Raw genomic sequence first — 20948 nt, forward strand, 5'->3', positions numbered from 1 at the left:
GCAACTCAACGCTATCAGCCGGGCCTCCAATTCTCCATCGGCTTTTCGCTCCCGCGTCCGGCTAGCAGGCTTGCGTTCAATGCAGGTTTCGAAGCCTTCTTCTACAAACCGCTTTTTAACCCGGTCTATCATCCGCATGCTCACTTTTAATACCCGGCAAATCTCCTTATTGGTGATCTTTTCCCCATACTTCCCCTCGTCACAATTAAGAAGCATATAGGCATTCCGATATACCTGGGAGCTATGTTTACCTTTGCTGATAATCCCTCCCAGTTCCTCCCTTTCTTCCTGGGTAAGGGTCACTTTATACTTTACCATACTCTTTTTGGAAGAAAAAGGTACGGCATTTATACGACATTACAAAATAGACTAGACACTAGTGCCTTTTAAAGAAAAGCAGTTTCACGAACATAAAGATCAGCCCTAAAAGAAATATAAATATGGTGATCCGGTTGATCCCATGCATGTATTTTATCCAGCCAGCATGAGGAGCATTGGGGTCCTTCTTCTTTATATAAAGATATTCGGCTATTTGGCTCCAGACTCCCATATATAAGGGTATTAACGGGTGATGATGATAAATTTTATTTAATTCAGGGGTTGCCGGCAATCTTCAGCTGCATCATCGTAGCAATGGATACGGCCCTTTGCCTGGCCAATTCCGCTTTTTCCCCTTCAAAATTTTCTCCGATCGTTTCCAGAAAAAGCTTTTTCCATTGGTCAAAATGGGCTTTCCGTAAGGGGGATTTCTGGTTCAGCAAGTTATGGACAACCATAGGATTGCCGGAATAACCTGTTTTCTGAAATAATACGCCCTCCCAGAAATCATACATAATGGGCAAATGGTGCTCCCAGTCAACTCTGGCAATATCGTTAAAAATGTAACCGATCGTCCCATCCATCCTTACCTTGGCATAAAACGAATCGATCAGCCTTTGAACATCCTGCCGGCTTTCAATATCTTTTTTGGATAGTTCCATATGCAAAACTAGGTAAGATTCACAATTATCCCCTTCCAAAATTTATTTTTACCCAAAATCATATATATTTGCAGTCCCAAAAGGGAAAAGGGGGGGTTAGCTCAGTTGGCTAGAGCGCTTGCATGGCATGCAAGAGGTCGTCGGTTCGACCCCGATACTCTCCACCCAAAAAAGCGGGAAATCATTTATGATTTTCCGCTTTTTCATTTGTAAGCTGGCTGGGTACTTTTATTGGATTTGGTATTTACCTGAAGATCTCATCCAGTGACGGCTCCCCCGAAGTTCGGCCACAAGAATTAGAGTTACCATTGTATTGTGCTAATATTGAAGAGGGGTCCTACTTGTATGCCGCATACGAACAATTCGAATATCTTTCGCAGTTATGCGGTATGAAATCCGGTACCGAAACTTTTCAAAAGCTCGCCAACTACCGTCATTATTCTTCTTTAACTTATCGGGAGGGAATATTTCCGGCTGATCCGGTAATTTGTCGGTTAGGAGAATTATTTCATCAATCACTTTTTTCGCGTTTTGCGGAGAATCCTGGCTGATGTATTTATATGCTTTTTTTAATTCGGCTATTGCTTGCTGCGTCCATACCGTTACCATGACTTAATCTCTTTCTTCAGTTGCTCGTTAGTCATAAAGTTACCTTTTTCAATTTCCATATCCCCATCTTCCAGGTCTTTATTGTACTCTTCCAGCGTTTGAGGCTTTTCCGCAGTTTGAAACCCTATACCCATCAATTTCAGAGTACGGAGTAACCAATCCTGCTTGGAAGTGTCATTAATACCGTCAAAATCTATAATAAGATCCATAATATCGACTTTATACAAATTTACTTCTTTTTGTCTATTATTCGAAACCCCACAACATTTTGATTTTCAAATACTTAATCAGTTATACGGATACCTGAAAATTATATTACTCTCAAGCATATCTATTCTTAACAACATTTTCCTTTACATATTTAGCTTTCACGTCGGGAACAGAGGACCGTTCCCCGTTCCCATCCGCTGATCAATTTCGAAGTGGAAGGTCCAGGAGAGATTGTTGCCACTGATAACGGCGATGCAACGGATTTTAAACCTTTCAATAGCCATGAACGTCAGGCATCAATGGCATGGCTCTTGTGATCGTTAAAGCAAAAAAAGGATCAAAGGGAACCTTTACCGTCAAGGCAACCAGTGACGGACTTGAAATGGGATTAATAAAAATGCAGGTTAATCCTTAAAAGTTTGAGAACGGAGTAAACCCTCTTTTCCAGGATTTCCCGGGATCAGATCTTCCGGGGATTAGATCCAAACTTATCCCTGCTGACATACTCTTGTCACTGGTGGCATTACAATTGCATAATTGTAAGCATCCATGAGCGAAAACAAAAACCTGGATTACCAGGAAATATACCCGGATGAAAGGCTTCAGCCATTTGTAAAACATTTCTGGCGGACACATAACCGCGGAACAGATATAACCTATACCGTATTACCGGATGGATATTTCGATCTGATCGTAGAAATGCAGGAAGGTTCAATGGTAAACATTACCTTATTTGGTTTGTACACTCAACAAACCGATATCCATTTACTATCGGGAAGGACTTTTTTGGGCATTGTCTTCAAACCACTTGCTGCTGAATATATCCTTAAAAGCAGTATATCGGGTATATTGAATGGAAGCCGGCCATTACCAAAGGAGTTTTGGGCAATTGACAAAATCTCACCGGACAATTTCGGGGACTTTATAAAGATCACGTCAGAAAAAATACATTCGCTACTGGATAACAGTAAATCGATCGATAAAAGAAAGCTAAACATCTTCGACCTTATTTACGCATCAAAAGGCTCGCTACACGTACAAAATTTAGCTGATCAGGTATTTTGGACCGCAAGACAAATAAACAGATATTGTAAGGACCGGCTGGGGCTTTCCTTAAAAGCATACAATAATATTTTTCGCTGCTCGACAGCTTATACTGATCTGAGAGCCGGTAAACTCTATCCGCAAAACGAATATTTTGACCAGTCACATTTTATAAAAGAAGTAAAAAAGCATACCGGACAAAATCCATCCGAACTGCATGCGAACAAAAACGACCGAATTTTACAATTCCTGACCCTTCCCGGACAGTAATTTTGTTTAAGAGAATTTTATTTGAAGCCTTAAGTCTCTAATTGAACTCAAACAATTTTACGATGAAACAACTAGTTAAACCTTTTAAAATAGAAATAGCACAGGAAATTTTAGACGATCTGGCAGCACGACTCAGGAACACCCGCTGGCCGGACGAACCTGAGCATGCCGGCTGGAATTACGGAACCGATCCCGCCTATTTAAGAAAACTCGTTACCTACTGGCAAACCGAATACAATTGGCGTTCGCATGAATCCGAACTGAATAATTTTCCCCAATTCATAGCGGATATCGATGGAATAAAAATACATTTCATATATGTAAAGGGAAAAGGCACTAACCCCGAACCGCTTATTCTTAGCCATGGATGGCCCGATAGCTTCTACCGTTATTATAAAGTGATAGGGATGCTGGCTAATCCCGGAAGTTATGGAGGTGATCCGGAACAGTCCTTCGATGTAATCGTCCCATCCTTACCGGGTTTTGGCTTCTCGGATAAAGTTGCGCTTAATAGCGCCAAGGTTGCCGGCCTGTGGGCAAAACTCATGAGGGATACCCTGGGTTATACCTCTTTTTATGCCGCTGGCGGGGATCTGGGAACCGGTGTTACCAAAGCATTGGCGAATAATTATCCGGAACTGGTGAAAGCCATACATCTGACAGATGTGGATTATCCCAATGGGACCGAAGACTGGTCAAAAATGACACCCGCAGAACAGAAATATGGAAAATTCATCCAGCAATGGATGTTCACAGAAGGCGGATATCTTACTGTTCAATCGACCAAACCTCAAAACCTTGGATACGGCCTTAATGACTCTCCGGTTGGGCTGGCTTCCTGGATCGTTGAGCGATTCCATGCCTGGAGCGACAATAAGGGAGATCTGGATAACAGCTTCAGCAAAGATGAATTGCTTACCAATATCATGATCTACTGGGTGACGCAAACCATCAATCCATCGATGCGGATGTACCGTGAAAATGCGAGAGCTTCCTGGTCGCTGACCGGGCCAAAGAAACCGGAGCGGGTGGAGATCCCAACCGGGGTGGCGCTTTTCCCGGCCGATGCTCCCTATCCGGAAGAATGGGCTAACCGTATGGCAAACGTTCAGCGTTTTACCAAAATGCCTAAAGGTGGTCATTTTACAGCTTTGGAAGAACCCGAGTTGTTTGTGGATGATGTACGCTCATTTTTTTATGAAACGATTCTCACAGCGCCCCGGATCACAGCCCTGCATAAATGACCAGCCCTAAACCAAGGATAAAAAAAAGGAACATGGCGGCAATATAATTACCGGTGCCTTTCGGGGCCTGTTTGAATTCCTTCCAGATAAAAACGCCCCACAATGCCGCAATCAATGTAGCTCCCTGACCCAATCCATAGGAAATAGCAGGTCCCGCCTTTCCGGCAGCTATAAGATTAAAGGAATTGCCGATACCCCAGATTAATCCGCCAAGAATACCCACCAGGTGCGTATTAAAATTCCCTTTGAAATAAGCGGCATAGCTGGTCGGTTCACCGGCAAATGGTCTTTTGATCAAAACAGAGTTGAACAGCAGATTACTGACCAGTATTCCGGCGGAGAAAACGAATACGGCGGTATATGGGGTCATTTTTCCAATAGCCGGATTTTCGAAATTTTCCAGGTCCATGCCAGCCGCAATAAAACGGTAAAAAAACGACATCAGCAAACCACCGGCCAATGCCAGGAAAATCCCCCGGGAGGAGGCCTTTTTATTATCTTTATTATTGCCGCTTTTCCTGCGGTAAGCGATCGCATTGACGATGATCGCCAGCGTAATCAGCGTCACTCCCGCGAACAGGAGCGTAGGGTTCCCTTTTTGTGCACCGAAATAATTGACCAGCACGCCAAGGATCAGGGCAAGGCCGATACCGATCGGAAAGGCGACGGCCAGGCCCGCAATGGAAATAGCGGCCACCAAAAGAATATTCGCCGCGTTAAATATGATACCTCCGATAAAAGCGCTGCCGATATTGCCCGATGCTGCTTGTTGCAGGTCCTCCAAAAAGGGTCTGCCCTGGTCGCCATGGCTTCCCAGCGTAAAGGCCGAGATCAGGGAGAAAAAAAAGATCCCGATCACATAATCCCAGTAGAACAACTCAAAACGCCAGGTCTTCGCCGTTAATTTTTGCGTATTTGCCCAGGAACCCCAGCAGAGCATGGTGATGATGCAAAACAGGACTGCGGTGGAATAATGTTGGATGATGAACATAAATTATTTTTTAGCGGAATGGTTACCACCCTTGTTTTGATTGCCGGATACGGATCCAGCGGCTCCAGGCTGGTCATTGTAAACAATATAATCAGAGCAGTCGATCTCATATCCTTCTTCCGGATTGACAGCCCGGATAATCACCTGGTGTTTACCTTTGGGTAATTGATAATTCCAGAACAGACCGTCCTTCCTTTTGATGTGCGAAGTGGGCAGCCTGACTAGTTCCACTTGTTTCCCATCGATGAAGATCGCCGCCTCACAGATTTTATCAGGACTGTCTTCGTTCTTCTTATGAACCTTTCCATTGATCAAAAGACCCGTCCCTTCAAAATCAAAGGAGACTTCCCGAATGTTCTCCTGCTCGAAAGGTACTTTGGTCACCAGGAAGAGACCAGGGAAACTTTGTTCAAACCGGACGGTAGCAATATCCTGTACCGCTATCGTGATATTTTCCCCATCGACCGAACCGCCGTTGCGTTTTATATTGGCAAGAGCATGTTTCAGCCCGATCGCATAAACCTTATTCAGCGAGATAGTGGTATATTTAAAATCGATGTCTTCCGCCTCCTTCAGACCCTGTTTCCAATAGGCAGGGATTTTGTCATAGCCCAGCACTGTTCCCAATATCCCACCCACAGAGGAGGGATTACAATCTGCATCCTGCCCTGCCCTTGTCGCTACATCCAGGGATTTGGAAAAATCACCTTTGCCGTATAACAGCCCCATGACCACATAAGCCGAATTCAATTTAGCGTCGATATCGAAAGCATGATAAACACCGTCCGGGCAAAATCTGTCTTCTGCCCATTTTTTTTGCAGTTCGAACCAGGTACTACGCCAATCATCCGGATACTGTTTGTGCCATTTGATCACGTCTGCGATGCATTGGTAATAGGTACTTTTTATTGGGATGGCCTTCAGCGCCTGCCCCACGATCTTTTCGATATCACTGGTGATGAAAGCCAGGCTGTACATCGCGCCTATATAAACACCACCATACCAACCGTCACCATAATTCATGATATGCCCGATCTTATCGCTGATGGTACTGGCAGTATTGGGCATGCCTGGGCTCATGAGTCCCGCATAGTCGGCCTCTATCTGATAGTCGATATCATCGGCGTGAGGATTGTTCGCCCAGTTCCCCGATGCCGGTGCCTTTATCCCGTTCAGAATATTATATCTGCCAGCCTGATTGGCATGCCACAGCATGTAACCCGCATTGGCAAAGGCATTGGCAAAAGAATCCACCGGCGCATCCAGTCCGTATTTTTCAAAAACATCCACGAAGGTCAGGTCCATATAGAGATCATCATACAGACCAGGATTATCGAGCATGGTTTTTTTCAGGTATCCGTCATACCAGAGCAGAGGTTGGTATTCCTGGATAAAGGTACCATCGAACCGGAACTCATAGGGTCCCCCAAAGGTCACCCCGATGGTCTGTCCCGCCCATCCTCCTCTGATCTTATCCCGTAGCGCCGATTGCGTTATTACCTTCTTGTTTTGATTAACCGGTTTTTTTTGAACAATTGTCTTGTCTTGTGCGAATCCGGAATCAGCGGCCAGACCGGCCATAGAAAGCAGGCCTGCCATTATCCAAACAAATTTTTTCTTCATAAAGCGTTGGTTATTTGCAATGAATTATATTTTCTACAATATTTTATCTACAGCTCATTTCATTTTCAGCCAATCACATTTCCCATCGGTCATTTACCGGTAAAAGCATCCAGCTCCTTTCTGAATGGAGCCGAAGATTGCGCCCCAAGTCTGGTCACCGAGATGGCCGAGGCCCGGCAGGCAAAACTAACGGCATCCTCCATCTCTTTTCCTTCAGACAAGGCTACCACCAATGCTCCATTGAACACATCGCCGGCCGCCGTAGTATCCACTGCCTCCACCTTTGGTGCGGTTATCATCCTACCTGCCTCTCCCTGGAAGAGCAAGGCGCCCCGTGAGCCCAGCGTAATAACGACCGTTTCCACCCCTTTTGCGATTAGCGCCCTGGCAGCATTTTCTGCTGACTGGTCATCGGTAATCTGTATACCGGTAAGCATTTCTGCTTCCTTCTTATTGGGAGTGATAATGGATATTTTACCAAGGAGGGCATCCGACAGCGGGCAAACAGGCGCAGGATTTAAGACCAGCCTGGTTTGGGTACCGGCCATCAAACCAACCACAAACTCCAGTGCTTCCACGGGAGTTTCCAGTTGCATCAGGATAATGGAGGCTTCCCGGATATAATCCCTGGCCTTTTGAAGATCGTTTGCATTCAGGGTAGCATTCGCGCCGGAGGCTACAACGATGCAGTTCTCCGCTTTAGCGTCCACGGTGATCAGGGCGACTCCGGAAGGATGTTTGGGATCGGAAATAATGTAAGACGTATTGATGCCCTCTTCTTCGAACAACTGTATGGATTGCCGACCGAAGATATCGTTGCCTGTTTTGGCGATAAATCCTACCCTTCCTCCTAGACGGGCGGCAGCGACGGCCTGATTAGCGCCTTTTCCGCCAGGGTTCATAAAAAACACACCTCCCAGAATCGTTTCACCAGCAGCAGGAAGATGATCCGCTTTAATGACCATATCGGTATTCGAACTTCCGATAACTAAGATGGATGGCTTCATAATGGCTTTAATCGTTTTCTGATTTCCAGGGTTCTGATAACCCGTTTTTTAGATTTCTCCTTCAAATGTATAGGTTGATGAAAATATATCGATACCAATTAATATACATAATAGACAATCCTGAATTCATATTTTCTTCTCTTTTCGTTAATTTGGTGAACGCAAAAGGCAATAAAAATGGGAAATTATCGAAAAAAAACACCACGAACAGATCAAAATAGATTGTTCAAAACAGACAATCCCACGTATAAAAGGTATAAAATCAGGAAATCCCCAATAAAAAAGCCCCAAACCCTTTAATCACCCTGAATATGGCCAAAACAGCTAGTCTTGTATTGCTGATCAACTCCCTTTCAAGAACCGAAAAACGTTATTTCAAACTGCAAACTGCCCTTCAAAAAGGCCCCAAAGATTATCTGCATCTATTTACCATCATTGTAAAGGCTGAAAAAGATGAAGTACTGAAAAAAGTCTTTCTGAAGACAAGGCCAAAGGCGTCATATGAAACCACTGTCAAACATCTTTACAAGGTGCTCACCGACTGTTTGCTGCGGCTGAGGATGCAGGAAGACAAAAGCACATACCTGATGACCGGATTGCTGAAAGTAGATATCCTTTTTGAAAGATCATTGTATGAAGAAGGATTCCACCAGTTGGAAAAGATACAGTCAGCTGCAGAAGAATTTGAGCAATATATTGTTCAGTTATGGGCCGCCACGATGGAATTGAATTACCTGTCCAATCTGAATTTTCATAACATCACAGAACCCCGGCTTATTCAGAAACAAATGAAGGTCCAGGAATTGCTGAAATATGCCAGGACACATCACCAGCATACTTCCCTGTATGAATTACTCAGACACCGGGTTGTACACAAAGGCAATATAAGGACTGAAGAACATAAAAGAGAATTGAACGACCTGGTCATAAGCGAGATCGGGCTGGTTTCCAACCCGGTGATCGAAACCTTCGAGACTCAAAAGATCCACCTGCTGTTCCAGGCTCAGTACTTTATTGCCATTAATGACTACAAACCGGCACTAAAGGCTTACTATGAATTGAATTCCCTGTTGGAAGAACATCAGCATTTATGGATCGACTCGCCCCTGGATTATCTCTTTGTCATCGAGGGAATCCTGCAAAGCTTGCGGGCCATACGGCAGTATAATGACCTTGACTATTTTATCCGCAAACTCCAGCAACTAAAAAAGAACTCCGTCTATCTGCAGGTGATGATCCAAAAAGTTACGTATGTATATGAAGTGGCAGGTTTGTTGGACAGGGGGGAATTTAAAAAGGTCATCCGTCTGAAAGAAAACTCCGGGCAAACTTTATTCAAAAACATATCCGTCATTGATCCGGACAAACAGGCCGAAGTCTACCTGTATACGGCTCTGATCTATTTCAGCAACAAAGATATGGGCGCTGCGCACCACTATCTGAGTAAAGTGCTGCTGGATAGCAGGCGCTATTATAACCTTCCCATATACCAGACATTCAGGCTGATCCATTTGCTGGTACAATATGAATTGAACAACGATGATTTCATTGAAGCTGAGATCCGGTCAGTCAGGCGGGGAATGAAGAACAGCAGAAGCAAGACTTATCAATTGGAAAAGATCATCTTCCGGTTTATCCGGCTCTCCCCGGGCGCAGGTTCTTCCTCGAAAGAAGAACGGTCAGCCCTTTGGCAGCCATTCCAACGGCAATTCGAGGCGATCATGACCGATAAATACGAGATCCAGATCCTCCGGATATTCGACTTTTCCGCCTGGATAGAATCCAAAATTTGCAAGACCGATTTTGGAATTCTTCTCCGGAATAAATTCACTCCCGGTCTGTAAGCTCACACGATCGAAAGCCACACGTGTATAGCTATACCAGGACAAGTCAGAGCATCAAAAAAACAGTATCTTGGTCCTTCACGGCCTAAATAGCCTTCTAAAAGCTCCTGTATAGCCGTTTGTAGGATTTATTCTTTCACGTGTATAGCTATACCAGGACAAGTCAAAGTCATATCAAAACCGTACAGTCGGTTCGCAAAACCGTACGCCCCCCAAATCCGCTAAAATCATAACTTATTGATTATCAGCTATTCAATTTTATGGCATCCCGATGGCATTCTCCCTGGTGTCGAAACAAGTAATTCGATCAAAAAGCAAAAACACAGCATTATGAATAAAAAACAAACAGAAAATAGGGTTTTAGCCGCAGCATTTGCAGCTCATCCCTTGATTCTTACCGTTCATCCCGGTATCATGCCATTCAATGTACTATATATTGCATAGTACCTATCAAACCACCTATCTTTGTTATGCAAAGGAACAAGAAAAACAAAAAATCAATAAAAACTTAAAACTTCTAAAAATAACATTATGAAACAGATCAACACACTCCGCCAGACCATCGTCAACAGGAGTAAAAAAGCCGCCTTCGTTTTAGCCTTATTATTAACCGTATGTACTACTTACAGTTTTGCCACACCAATCTCCAAAACAGATGAATTGAGCTGGCAGGTGAAAACCTCCTTCAAAAAGGAATTCCGTAATGCCGAGATCGTAAGTACCGAAGTCAATGGAAAGTTCACCAAACTGACTTTCCGGATGAATAACATGGTTTTGTTCGCCTTCTATTCAGATAAAGGAGAATTACTGGCTGTTGTCCGGAATATCCTATCCTCACAGTTACCCCTCAACCTGATGATAGATCTGAAAAAGGATTATGCCCGATATTGGATCACCGAATTGTTCGAACTCAACGGTGACGGGCAGAACTGTTATTATGTTTCTTTGGAAAATGAGACATCTACCTTGATCCTGAGATCGGTAGACAATGACAACTGGGAAGTATACAAACAAACCTACAAGAAAAATTAGGATTCGTATACCACATAAACAGACGGGGCTCTCCAGGATTGGAGAGCCCCGTCTGTTATCAATCAGTTTTCCTTAATCAGTTTTCCTTAATCTGTTTTCCTTAATCTGTTTTCCCTTCATTCCCCAGCGGAAACCGCGAGTAAATACCAGGAAGCATGCGGCAGCCACTGCTCGACCCATCGCCAGTCATTATCTTTTCCGGTTTGGGCATAAGCCAGGTTAAAATCAATACCCTCTTCATCTTCTAATCCGGAAGTGACTCCATTTACAATCCCACCAGGGGCATTGGTATATTCAAACGTGCCGAAAAATGCATAAGCGGGATTATTATGACCGGTACCCTGCAGCATACAGGCATCATAAGGATTCAAACCTAAAATCCAATTCAGCTGGTCAAGGGCAAAATTCCTAAGACTATCCTGAAAGGATTTATCCTCTGGGAACAATCCTGCAGAAAGCCGCGCTGCTGTAGCCATGGATCCTAACCGTGCATTTTCACCCTGCCACCAGGGAGAAGCTTCGCTTCCATGAGGAAAGAAAAAGGCACTGTGGCGGTTACCGGCCGTATCCTGGACCAATTGACGGCTGTAACCAAATGGATTATTCACCTCATGGGTAATAGCCAATTCATGCCTTAGCGATCTTCTCACCACTTCTTTCAGACGACGCTGCAGATCATTTCCTGCCAAAGGATAAAAATTCAGCAAACTGACCACCGGCAGCCCCGCATCTGCCGGATGAAAGAAAGGACGGTCCTGATCGTCAGCCCGCCAATAATCGGTATATCCCTTCCATGTTTGCAAACGGGCTATAAGGCGGATCGCCCTTTTCTCCGCCGCCTTTTTATAAACTTCTTTTTTTGTAGCCTTCACCAGCTCCGTTGCCGCCATCAGGGCGCAATAATCATCAACGATATTTTCTTTTCCGTCATTGGTCATCGCCGTATTATTTCCTTCCAGAAAGACAAAGGCCTTTTCAGCCGCCTGTAAATAAGCGGCATTACTGAAATCACCGCAGGTATCATAAGTCGAGGCGATAGCGAGCGCCGCAATAGCCATCCCGCCGCCTGAACGGTAACTTGCCTGATAACCCCGCCAGTCACCGGCCGGGTTATTATTTCCGAAAGTCTGATCCTTATCGGATTTTTTGATCCGGTATCCCTTGTCCTCGCCTCGTATCACTCTGTCCCTGGCCAGTTTCCCGGCGCCCGGTGCAGAAACGCTCCGGTAAAAAGATCCATTTTTTGTCTGCATACGCGTCAGGTAATCTGCTCCATAGACCGCTTCATCCAATAACCGGCGGCAATACTGGCGATAATCCGTACCGCTTTTTTGATGAAGCCATTCATATGTTTTCCATAATGTCCAGGCCGTGAGGGAAATCTGCTGAGGATTAAAATAGGAAGAAAAGGAAAGATGAGAAAGGTGTTTGCCGTAATCCCCCGTAGCATCATACCACCCACCATGACCATCAATCGTATCGGCCGTCTTTCCAGCTAATAAAAGATGATGATCGGCCTGGTCTAACAAACCCGAACTACGCTGCCCTTTGAAATAATAGATCAGATCCGAGATCGTAGATCTTTCCAGCACATTTTTGCCGATAACAAATGGATAGGAAGAAACCGTCTTCCCCTCATGTCTTATCTGCAGCCGGAAATCCCCCTCATCGCGGAAAGAACTAAAATCCAATGTCCAGAAAACCCAGTTTTTCCATTTACTCACGGGTCCCGCATATACCGGCTTTCCCGTGTATACAACCGTTCCGCCCTCCGCGCCAACCAATTGGAATGCATCGATGCTTTCAGACTGACGGCCAACTATAATAGCATGCTTGGCACCGGAGTTCTCATACCCCACATGATTGGTCACGATTTTAATAGATTGCGCCGATAAAAAAATGGGGTTGAATAAGGAGAAATGAGTCAACAGTAATAGCAGGAATAGCCGTATTAACGTTTTCGGTTTTCTGGTACCGACAGGCATAACGAGGGAGATCATATTGCGAGAGTTTGTTAAAACAGTGTAGGAGGCGGGGAAACTTGTAACGATCTGTCTGCGTGATTATTTAATATAATCGTTTGTTCCCTATTTTCTTCCACAAGGCAAATGGAGTATGCCCTTCCGAAAGTGGCTGGTGTTCGAACGGGATCTTTCTTTCAGCCATCGGCAGATTGATCTCCCGGTAAATAAATGCATCGTCGAATCCGGCTTCCGCAGCTTCCCGGTGAGTAGCCGCAAAAACCACCCGGTCGGGTCTGGCCCAGTAGAGCGCTCCGAGACACATCGGGCAGGGTTCACAGGAAGCATATACCGTACAGCCGGTTAACTGATAGATTCCAAGGGCCAGGCAGGCTTCCCGGATAGCCACCACCTCTGCATGAGCGGTGGGGTCATTGGTGGAAGTAACCAGGTTGCTGCCTTTCCCAATAACAAGCCCATCCTTAACGATGATACATCCGAAAGGCCCTCCCAGACCCTTTTCAACCCCTTCCTTTGCCAGTTCGATCGCTTGTACCAGATAAACTTTATCCTTTTCAGTGACCATACCCAAAATTACAATTAATTGAGAAAATCAAAACCTTTACCCATCAGCCTTTATTTTATAAATGATTCCCGATTTTTACCCGCCCCTTTTTAGTTTTATATTACATTTGAGCTTTACCTGACGCTGAAAAAATCAGGAAAGTCTTTCCCGATCCATACGACCCGTAAAAAATCAACATGAACGGATGAAACAACTGCTGTATTCTGGGTTTTTGCTGCTTTTCCTTTCCTATACTGCTGTTTGCCAGCCGAATCATGGCCGCTTGCTAAAGGAGCTCAACCAGGCTATCGAAGCCGCCCCAAAATACGACGCAGAGAAAAAAAGGGCCATCGAGCTTCTTAAAAAATCCTTTATTGAAAAAAAGAACGATGACCTCCCCGCCCTATTTTCCATCTATCACCAGTTGTACGAAGAATACAAGGTTTTTAATTATGATTCCGCTTTTCAGTATGCGCGGAAAATGGAAGCAACCGCCCTGCAGTTAAAAGATCACCCCCGTATTGTTTCCAGCCGGCTCAAACTTGGTTTTTCCCTCTTGTCGGCCGGAATGTTCAAAGAAACCCTGGATTCTCTGAATAAGATCGATATCTCAGATGTACCGGACAGTGTCAAGGCAGAATTTTATGCCCTTACCGGCCGGTTTTATTATGACCTCGGCGATTTTGACAATGATGCCTATAATACGCCTGCCTATATTGAAAAAGGGAACCGGTACCTGGATTCTGCCCTGGTGCTTTATCCTGCAGGATCTTTTCTTTATTCCTATTTCAGAGGGCTGAAAGAAATAAAGTCCAATAACCGGATCATGGCACAGGCAGATTTTACAGAACTTATGGCCAGGCCGGATCTTTCTTTTCATGAACTGGCTCTTACCGCCTCCACGCTAAGTGATATCTATATCTATAACGGTCAGCCCGATTCAGCCATCGAACTGCTGATCCGGGCCGCTATTGCCGACATCCAATCGTCCACCAAAGAAACAGCGGCCATCTTCAACCTGGCCCAGCTGCTTTATAAAAAAGGAGATGTAAAAAATGCCTCTTCCTATATCGAGGTAGCCATCGGGGATGCCAGTTTCTATGGCGCTCGGCAACGGAAAGTACAGGTGAGTGCCATTCTTCCCCTTATCGAAGGAGAAAAAGTAAGCCGTGTGGAAGGGCAAAAGAAAACACTGATCATCTATTCGGTGATCTCCACCCTGTTACTGTTACTGGTGATCGGTCTGGCCATCATCGTATTCAAACAGGTGAACAAACTGAAGGCCGCTCAAAAGGTGATCACCCAGGCGCATATTAAGGAACAGGCCATCAATCAACGCCTGGTGGAAACCAATAATAAATTATCCGAAGCCAATAAGATAAAAGAAGAATACATCGGCTACTTCTTTAATGCGGATTCCGAGTTTTTTGCCAAAATCGAAAAATTCAAAAAATCCCTGGAGCAGAAAATAGCCTATCGCAAGTGGGAGGATATCATTACCCTGGTGAACAACACCAATCTGAAAAAAGAAAAAGAAGAACTGCTGCAGAATTTCGACAAGGTTTTCCTTAAACTATTCCCCGATTTTATACAAGGATTTAATGCCCTGTTCCGCGAAGAGGACCAGATCCAGTTAAAAGAGCATGAATTCCTGAACACTGATCTGCGCATATTCGCACTGATACGTATGGGTATTCATGACAATGAAAAAATTGCCCGTATCCTGGAATACTCCGTCAATACCATCAATACCTACAAGACAAAGATCAAGAACAAATCTTTCGTTCCCAATGAAGAATTCGAGCACCGGATTATGGAGATCCGGTCGCTCTGAATATCTTCTTTCAGTTCTGAATGATCATGATCATAAGCCAAAAATACTTACTGCGGCTCCTCCCCCCTCTGCCAGGGCTAAAGACAGCAAGGTGCTGCTGTCCACCGTTCTTTTTTCAATGACGTATGCCTCGGGATTTGTTTTCCATCCGGCATTATCCGCATCCTTATAAATTATTGCCTGATATTTTTTCCCTTTCGTCAAAAAGTTAAGGAGAACCTTTGCCTGGCGGCCATGACTGCCAGTAATAGCTCCGATAAACCAATTGTCCTTCCCTTTTTCCTTACGGGCAATCGTTACAAAATCTCCGGGTTCCGCTTCCACCACCTTTGTATCATCCCAGTCGACCGGAACATCCCGGATGAACTGGAAGGCGTCGTTATGGGCTTCGTAATTCTCCGGCAGATCCGCCGCCATCTGTACAGGGCTGTAGATCGTTACATAGAGAGCGAGCTGTTTGGCGAGCGTCGTATGCACCTGTCTACCCGGCACATCGGAATACCCTTTGATACGGAAAATACCCGGTGTATAATCCATGGGACCGCCCATCAACCGGGTAAAGGGAAGAATGGTCTCATGTTCAGGGGTATTCCCGTTACTGAAGGCATTGTATTCATTGCCCCTGCCTGCCTCGCTGGCCATCCAGTTCGGATAGGTACGCTGAAGCCCGGTGGGACGCATCGGCTCATGGGCGTCTACCATCACCTGGTACTGCGCGGCCTTTTCCGTCACACGGGTATAATGATCCACCATCCATTGTCCGTCGTGATGTTCACCACGGGGAATGATCTTACCGACATAACCGGTCTTAACGGAATGGTAACCCAACGCACGCATGAACCGGTATGCCGTATCCAGCTGCCGTTCGTAATTCGTCGCCGATCCGGATGTTTCGTTATGCATGATCATATTCACCCCTTTGGAGGCGGCATAACGGGTGATCTCCTTAATATCGAAATCGGGGTAAGGCGTTACGAAGTCGAAGACCTTTTCTTTCCATTTACCGAACCAATCCTCCCAGCCGGTATTCCAGCCTTCGACCAGTACACCTTTGATATTATTTTTTGCCGCAAAATCGATATACCTTTTGACATTGGCCGTATTGGCGCCATGCCGGCCATTGGGGATGAGCCCGCCGGACGGAGAAACACTATCCGGGAAATCGGAGTAACTCCAGGTGCTCTTCCCCGTTTGCATTTCCCACCAGACACCTACGAACTTCATGGGATGGATCCATGATGTGTTCTCTATCCGGGAAGGTTCATTCAGATTCAGGATCATTTTAGAAGCCAGGATATCCGTCGCTTTATCGCTAACGATGATTGTTCGCCAGGGAGTAGAAAAAGGGGCATGTAAATACGCCTTATTACCAACTGCATCCGGAACGAGGGCAGAAGACAAGATAAGACTGCCCCGGTCGACATGCAGCTGCATCGCGGGATAACCGGTCAGCGCCGCCTCATGAATATTGATATAAAGCCCATCACTGGTCTTCATCATCAGAGGCGTTTGAACCGCATAGGCATCAGGCGCCACCCGCACGGCGATGTCCGTTGATATTTTTACCAGCTCCCTGTTGTCGATTCCGCTCAGGTTCGAAATGGAATAAGGATATTCATTGGTATCATAATCGCCGGGGATCCAGAAAGCCTTATGATCACCCGCGAAGTGGAACTCCGTCTTTTCATCCGTAACCACAAAATACGTTAGATCGGGCTGTTTGGGGAATTCATACCGAAATCCTACTCCGTCTTCAAATACCCGGAAAATAAGATTGAGTTGACGGAATGGGGCCGTCTTCTTTTGTAAATGGACAACCAGCTGCTCATAATGATCGCGTATATTTTTTGTTTCCCCCCAAACCGGCTGCCAGTTGGCATCCACCGATTTTCGTTCCGTTCCGGTCCATTGAAAACCGGTATAAAAACTACTATCTTCGGTTAAGGCAAAACCAAGATGCGAGGAAAGGATAACCGGTTTTTGGTTGAAGGAAACAGTATAGACAGGCCTGCCGTTTTCTTTGAGCTGGAACTGAAGCTTTACAAGACCCATTCCGGCTTCGATCGGTTTTTCCTGCGCCTCTGCGGTTTGTAACAAAAGGAGGCTAAACAGATAAACAAACGTTTTTTTTACTATCATAAGGGCTCTTGATTTCGGATGCTGTTATTGATGTTGATTCGCTGACGAAAGGTTGTTCCCGGAGTGGGGAAAAAGGTTTCCGACAATTGGTTGGTAAAAATCCTCATACAGGCTGCTGTATGAATAGGTCAGGCGGTCGGTCCGGAAGGGATGTAAGGTAATCTTTTCCGGTGTATAAAAATGAAGGACCGTCTTTTTATCCCTGTACACACTGACCTCCACAGCACCTTCTTCCTGGCTGAACCTTGTAGCTGAAAATCCGGCGGGAACAGGAACGGACCGGCGATTTACCACCAGCACCGAAGGCCCGGTAAGCAGGCTGATCACCTCCACGGAATCCTCAATTTCCGGATCGATCCCTTTTTCAATATCCACTACTTTAAAATTATAAGGTTGGGGAATAGTGTTCCGCTTGTACTTTTTAAAGAACACCATGGCAAGATCTTTCTTTTGGTAAGGCGACGTTTTTTGCTGCCATACGCTTTTATAATAATTGAGCAGAAGAGAAAAGCCTTCATTATGATTGATCTCCGGGGCCAGATGATGTCCTTCGGGATAATCGTTCCAGGTAATGACATTCAGCAGGGTCGCATCCTGCCCGATACCGAACTCGAGCAATTTCCGGAAATTATAAGAAAGCCCCGTCACGATATATTTACGTTCGGCTTTATCCACACCTGCTTCGGCCGCAGCACGGGCGCTAAGGATATTCCAGGTACCTTTTTCCAGAAGCTTGGAAGTGTAAAAATCGCAGAAGGCCGAACCAGTAAATGTCCGGCTCCTTTTTTTACAGGCAGCAGCAACCCTGTACCCTATATAATCATTCGTATAAGGTAAAGTCCAGATCCAGCAGGCAGGAAAATAATCGAGATAACTGTTCAGCTTTTCTTCGGTTATCTGCTCATTGATCGTAAATATACAGGCGAATTTATCCTGCACAGAGGCGGCCAGTTTTTTATACGCGTTGGCAATATAAAAGGGTTGAGGTAACCCTTTTGGATCAGCGGGAATATCCGCAAGCCCGTCTCCGTACCATAAATACACGATCAATCTTCCATCGGGAGTCCGCAGCCAATGTGAATTATTTCTTCCCACTTCATCCAGAATACTGTTTATCCGTTGCGCGAATTCAGCGATCCGGGTTTGTTCATTACCACCTGAAGGATGGGATAGGCAAAAGGTAAATTTAAAATCGATATTTCCCCGGCCGGCCACTCTGAAATAAGCCTTGATGATATCATCCCAACCCGGAGAATGCAAGGTGTAATAAAATTGAAAACCATCAATTCCGCTGGCTATCGCCGCCCGCATTTCGAAAGCAACGGCGCTGTCGAGAGAGGCCTCCTTCAGCAAGGTATCTTCCATAGGCAATACCTGTGTAAGACCTCCAATAAGCGAGGTGATATTTCCCGTCCTTTGATAATACTCCGGATCGCAACTGTTCTCGAATTTATGCCCTTTATAACGAATGATATTGGTCATACAATGGGCGATCACCATTTTCCGGGCCGAAAGGGGAAGACTTAATTCGGCAGTATTTTTCAGAGTGTCCTGTGCCTGCATACCTGTGCAACCCATATTCAGGGCGACAAGTAATAAATGTAGCCGGATAAAATTCAGCCGGATAAAATATAGGCGTATCAGGTTCAGGCGTAATAAATTCATACTACTAAACATTCAAACTGATGAATACTAGGAAACAAACAGTGCAAAAAACAAAGCCTTTGCACTGTTTGCCCGGTCATATCTTATTAATTATAACCCGGGTTTTGCTGCCCGGATATCTTGGCATTCGAATTGATCTCTGCCAGCGGAATAGGCCATGAATAGGTTTTATCGGGAAAGGTCATCGGGTTATCACCCTGAGCCAGCGCCGTTACATAAAAGGAAGCTTCGGATGATCCCAGATGCCAGCGACAGATATCGAACCACCAATGTCCTTCATTGAACAGCTCGGCCCAACGTTCGTAGTACAGGGGATTATTACCCAATACCGGATCGCCGGCATTCGCAGCACTGGTCGGGCTGGAAAGGCTGGGATAATCTACCGGTGAAACGACATCGACCGGGTAATCATAGGCCCTGCGTTTGATCTTGTTGACAAATTCAAGGGCATTCACATCATCGCTGGATTGATGACAGGCTTCTGCATACAACAGATATACATCTGCCAAACGCAAAAGATAGAGATTGGCGCCATCCGCCTGTCCTCCGGGAACATTGTTCACACTGTTGAATACCGGTGCATATTTACGGAAACTCCAGGCATAAACAGGAGCCTGTCCGGCAAAATAATTAGGTTTGGATACGGGACGATATCCTTCCGACGTAAGGAAAATAACCGAGTCTACCCAGGGCTGTAATCCGTTCACAAACAAACGGGGATCGGCAGATTTGGTGGTTCTGACCGCCAAAGATTGTGTTTTATAAGCCGGGTCCATGATCACTTTTGGCCATTTGGAACTCATATACCCGCTCTTGCCGGGATTGTAGGCAGCATCATAGGTAGGATTATTAACCAGTTGGTAAGTACCGATATTAAACCCAAAACGAAGCACATTTTTATCATGCATATTTTCATTACCATAACCCAGGGCATTGCCGCTTGCTTCCGTCCCGTCGTAACCGATCACCCATGGGGACCAGATCAGCCCGTTGATGCTGGTCGAATTGGGTGCGCTTCCGTATACCCCATAGTTTCCTTTGGAATCATAATCGATATTCAGCTCAAAAAGCGATTCTTCATTAAACTCATTGGCAGGAATACCGATAAAAGCATCCCGGTATTTGGCATATGGCATCAGCGATTTACCGCTATTGTTGATCACATCGAGTAAGATAGTCTTGGCACTGGTCCAATCCTGGGTAAAGACATAAGCTTTTCCCAAAAGACCTTTGGCGGCCCATTCCGTAATTCTGCCAATATCGTTACCCGCCCAATGCTGGCCCTTCAGTAAGGTTGCGGATTGCTGAAGATCCTTCTTTATAAAATCCCAGACTTCCTTGACCGAACTCCGTGGTTTTTGTGTACTGTCCAGACCAGAAGGAACCTTGTCGAAAATAGGAATGCCCATTTTCTCTCCGCCTCCGGTTGCCGTCAAATAACTTTCACCGAAAAGACATTCCAGTTCGAAATAATAAAAGGCACGCAGAAAATAGGCCTGCCCCCGGATATAGTCCACCGTCTGACCGTCCGTTCCTTTTGAATAATTGGCGGCGTAAAAATCCGCGCCTTTCAACAAGGTATTACAGTTCTTGATTCCTGTATAAAATCCCTGCCAGGCACCCAGGGAATAAGAATTGGCAATGCCCAGTTTGGTATTGGCCATTTCCGCCCAGCCTCCGTTATCATTGTAGTTGCAATAGGCCGTATGCGTACAGTTCGCCATCACCTTGGGCAACAGGTTAAAACCAAAAAGATTGGGATCCCTCAGCGTGGAATAACAAGTCGCAAGTATACTGTTCAGGTCATTAAGACTACCGGGATAATTGCCGGTGGAATACTGATTGGTCGGGCTCACCAGGGAGGGATCTTTTGTGCAACCGGTAACGGTCACGATCACCAGTAAGGCAGCTATTATTTTTTTGATCATTT

General features: G+C 45.4%; 20 protein-coding genes and 1 tRNA gene. 8 read left to right on the forward strand and 13 right to left on the reverse strand.

Annotated elements, in window-relative coordinates; genetic code table 11:
- From ACX0G9_RS23675 to ACX0G9_RS23685, 3 genes are all read right to left on the reverse strand, one after another.
- On the reverse strand, positions 1-318 hold a 318-nt coding region (locus ACX0G9_RS23675), incomplete at its 3' end, for a helix-turn-helix domain-containing protein (RefSeq protein WP_459067447.1).
- A 58-nt stretch (positions 319-376) separates the two neighbouring features.
- On the reverse strand, positions 377-550 hold the full coding sequence (locus ACX0G9_RS23680; RefSeq protein WP_459067448.1) for a DUF6728 family protein: 174 nt from the start codon (positions 548-550) through the stop codon (positions 377-379).
- A gap of 43 nt (positions 551-593) precedes the next feature.
- Complete coding sequence (locus ACX0G9_RS23685) at positions 594-980, reverse strand: group III truncated hemoglobin (RefSeq protein WP_459067449.1); 387 nt, start codon at positions 978-980, stop codon at positions 594-596.
- Between the two features lie 90 nt (positions 981-1070).
- Between ACX0G9_RS23685 and ACX0G9_RS23690 the strand changes: the two genes are divergently transcribed.
- A tRNA-Ala gene (locus tag ACX0G9_RS23690) sits at positions 1071-1144 on the forward strand.
- A 154-nt stretch (positions 1145-1298) separates the two neighbouring features.
- On the opposite strand, the gene ACX0G9_RS23695 is transcribed toward ACX0G9_RS23690, so the two are convergent.
- Together ACX0G9_RS23695 and ACX0G9_RS23700 are read right to left on the reverse strand one after the other, a co-directional pair.
- Positions 1299-1589: a type II toxin-antitoxin system RelE/ParE family toxin gene (locus ACX0G9_RS23695; RefSeq protein ID WP_459067450.1), complete on the reverse strand. Its 291-nt coding sequence runs from the start codon at positions 1587-1589 to the stop codon at positions 1299-1301.
- Positions 1583-1798: a hypothetical protein gene (locus ACX0G9_RS23700; protein WP_459067451.1), complete on the reverse strand. Its 216-nt coding sequence runs from the start codon at positions 1796-1798 to the stop codon at positions 1583-1585. The genes ACX0G9_RS23695 and ACX0G9_RS23700 overlap by 7 nt, the downstream gene beginning before the upstream one ends.
- 213 nt (positions 1799-2011) lie before the next feature.
- Between ACX0G9_RS23700 and ACX0G9_RS23705 the strand changes: the two genes are divergently transcribed.
- The 3 genes from ACX0G9_RS23705 (at position 2012) to ACX0G9_RS23715 (ending at position 4357) form a co-directional block, all read left to right on the forward strand.
- Entirely contained in the window at positions 2012-2116 is a 105-nt protein-coding gene (locus ACX0G9_RS23705; RefSeq protein ID WP_459067452.1) for a hypothetical protein, read from the forward strand.
- Between the two features lie 232 nt (positions 2117-2348).
- Complete coding sequence (locus ACX0G9_RS23710; protein WP_459067453.1) at positions 2349-3113, forward strand: DUF6597 domain-containing transcriptional factor; 765 nt, start codon at positions 2349-2351, stop codon at positions 3111-3113.
- A gap of 62 nt (positions 3114-3175) precedes the next feature.
- Positions 3176-4357: an epoxide hydrolase family protein gene (locus ACX0G9_RS23715; RefSeq protein WP_459067454.1), complete on the forward strand. Its 1182-nt coding sequence runs from the start codon at positions 3176-3178 to the stop codon at positions 4355-4357.
- Here the strand turns inward: ACX0G9_RS23715 and ACX0G9_RS23720 are convergent.
- The 3 genes from ACX0G9_RS23720 to rbsK form a co-directional block, all read right to left on the reverse strand.
- Complete coding sequence (locus ACX0G9_RS23720) at positions 4338-5348, reverse strand: GRP family sugar transporter (RefSeq protein WP_459067455.1); 1011 nt, start codon at positions 5346-5348, stop codon at positions 4338-4340. The genes ACX0G9_RS23715 and ACX0G9_RS23720 overlap by 20 nt on opposite strands.
- Before the next feature lie 3 nt (positions 5349-5351).
- Positions 5352-6971: an ADP-ribosylglycohydrolase family protein gene (locus tag ACX0G9_RS23725; RefSeq protein ID WP_459067456.1), complete on the reverse strand. Its 1620-nt coding sequence runs from the start codon at positions 6969-6971 to the stop codon at positions 5352-5354.
- An 89-nt stretch (positions 6972-7060) separates the two neighbouring features.
- Complete coding sequence (rbsK, locus tag ACX0G9_RS23730; protein WP_459067457.1) at positions 7061-7978, reverse strand: ribokinase; 918 nt, start codon at positions 7976-7978, stop codon at positions 7061-7063.
- Between the two features lie 311 nt (positions 7979-8289).
- Between rbsK and ACX0G9_RS23735 the strand changes: the two genes are divergently transcribed.
- From ACX0G9_RS23735 to ACX0G9_RS23745, 3 genes are all read left to right on the forward strand, one after another.
- Complete coding sequence (locus ACX0G9_RS23735; RefSeq protein ID WP_459067458.1) at positions 8290-9822, forward strand: hypothetical protein; 1533 nt, start codon at positions 8290-8292, stop codon at positions 9820-9822.
- A gap of 237 nt (positions 9823-10059) precedes the next feature.
- The gene (locus tag ACX0G9_RS23740; RefSeq protein ID WP_459067459.1) at positions 10060-10266 is read left to right on the forward strand and encodes a hypothetical protein; all 207 of its coding nucleotides are present in this window, start codon (positions 10060-10062) and stop codon (positions 10264-10266) included.
- Positions 10267-10353: 87 nt separating this feature from the next.
- Positions 10354-10854: a hypothetical protein gene (locus ACX0G9_RS23745; protein ID WP_459067460.1), complete on the forward strand. Its 501-nt coding sequence runs from the start codon at positions 10354-10356 to the stop codon at positions 10852-10854.
- A 116-nt stretch (positions 10855-10970) separates the two neighbouring features.
- Here the strand turns inward: ACX0G9_RS23745 and ACX0G9_RS23750 are convergent, their stop codons facing one another.
- Positions 10971-12854: a glycoside hydrolase family 9 protein gene (locus ACX0G9_RS23750; protein WP_459067461.1), complete on the reverse strand. Its 1884-nt coding sequence runs from the start codon at positions 12852-12854 to the stop codon at positions 10971-10973.
- Between the two features lie 67 nt (positions 12855-12921).
- The gene (locus ACX0G9_RS23755; RefSeq protein WP_459067462.1) at positions 12922-13401 is read right to left on the reverse strand and encodes a nucleoside deaminase; all 480 of its coding nucleotides are present in this window, start codon (positions 13399-13401) and stop codon (positions 12922-12924) included.
- 184 nt (positions 13402-13585) lie between these two features.
- On the opposite strand from ACX0G9_RS23755, the gene ACX0G9_RS23760 reads away from it, so the two are divergent.
- Positions 13586-15214, forward strand: coding sequence for a DUF6377 domain-containing protein (locus tag ACX0G9_RS23760; RefSeq protein ID WP_459067463.1), 1629 nt, complete (start codon positions 13586-13588; stop codon positions 15212-15214).
- Between the two features lie 30 nt (positions 15215-15244).
- Here the strand turns inward: ACX0G9_RS23760 and ACX0G9_RS23765 are convergent, their stop codons facing one another.
- From ACX0G9_RS23765 to ACX0G9_RS23775, 3 genes are all read right to left on the reverse strand, one after another.
- Complete coding sequence (locus ACX0G9_RS23765) at positions 15245-17353, reverse strand: glycoside hydrolase family 97 protein (RefSeq protein WP_459067464.1); 2109 nt, start codon at positions 17351-17353, stop codon at positions 15245-15247.
- 24 nt (positions 17354-17377) lie between these two features.
- The gene (locus tag ACX0G9_RS23770; RefSeq protein WP_459067465.1) at positions 17378-19018 is read right to left on the reverse strand and encodes a hypothetical protein; all 1641 of its coding nucleotides are present in this window, start codon (positions 19016-19018) and stop codon (positions 17378-17380) included.
- Positions 19019-19104: 86 nt separating this feature from the next.
- A complete protein-coding gene (locus tag ACX0G9_RS23775; protein ID WP_459067466.1) occupies positions 19105-20946 on the reverse strand; it encodes a RagB/SusD family nutrient uptake outer membrane protein in 1842 nt (613 codons plus the stop codon).
- Positions 20947-20948: the final 2 nt, after the last annotated feature.

Source organism: Flavitalea flava (genome assembly GCF_054461575.1).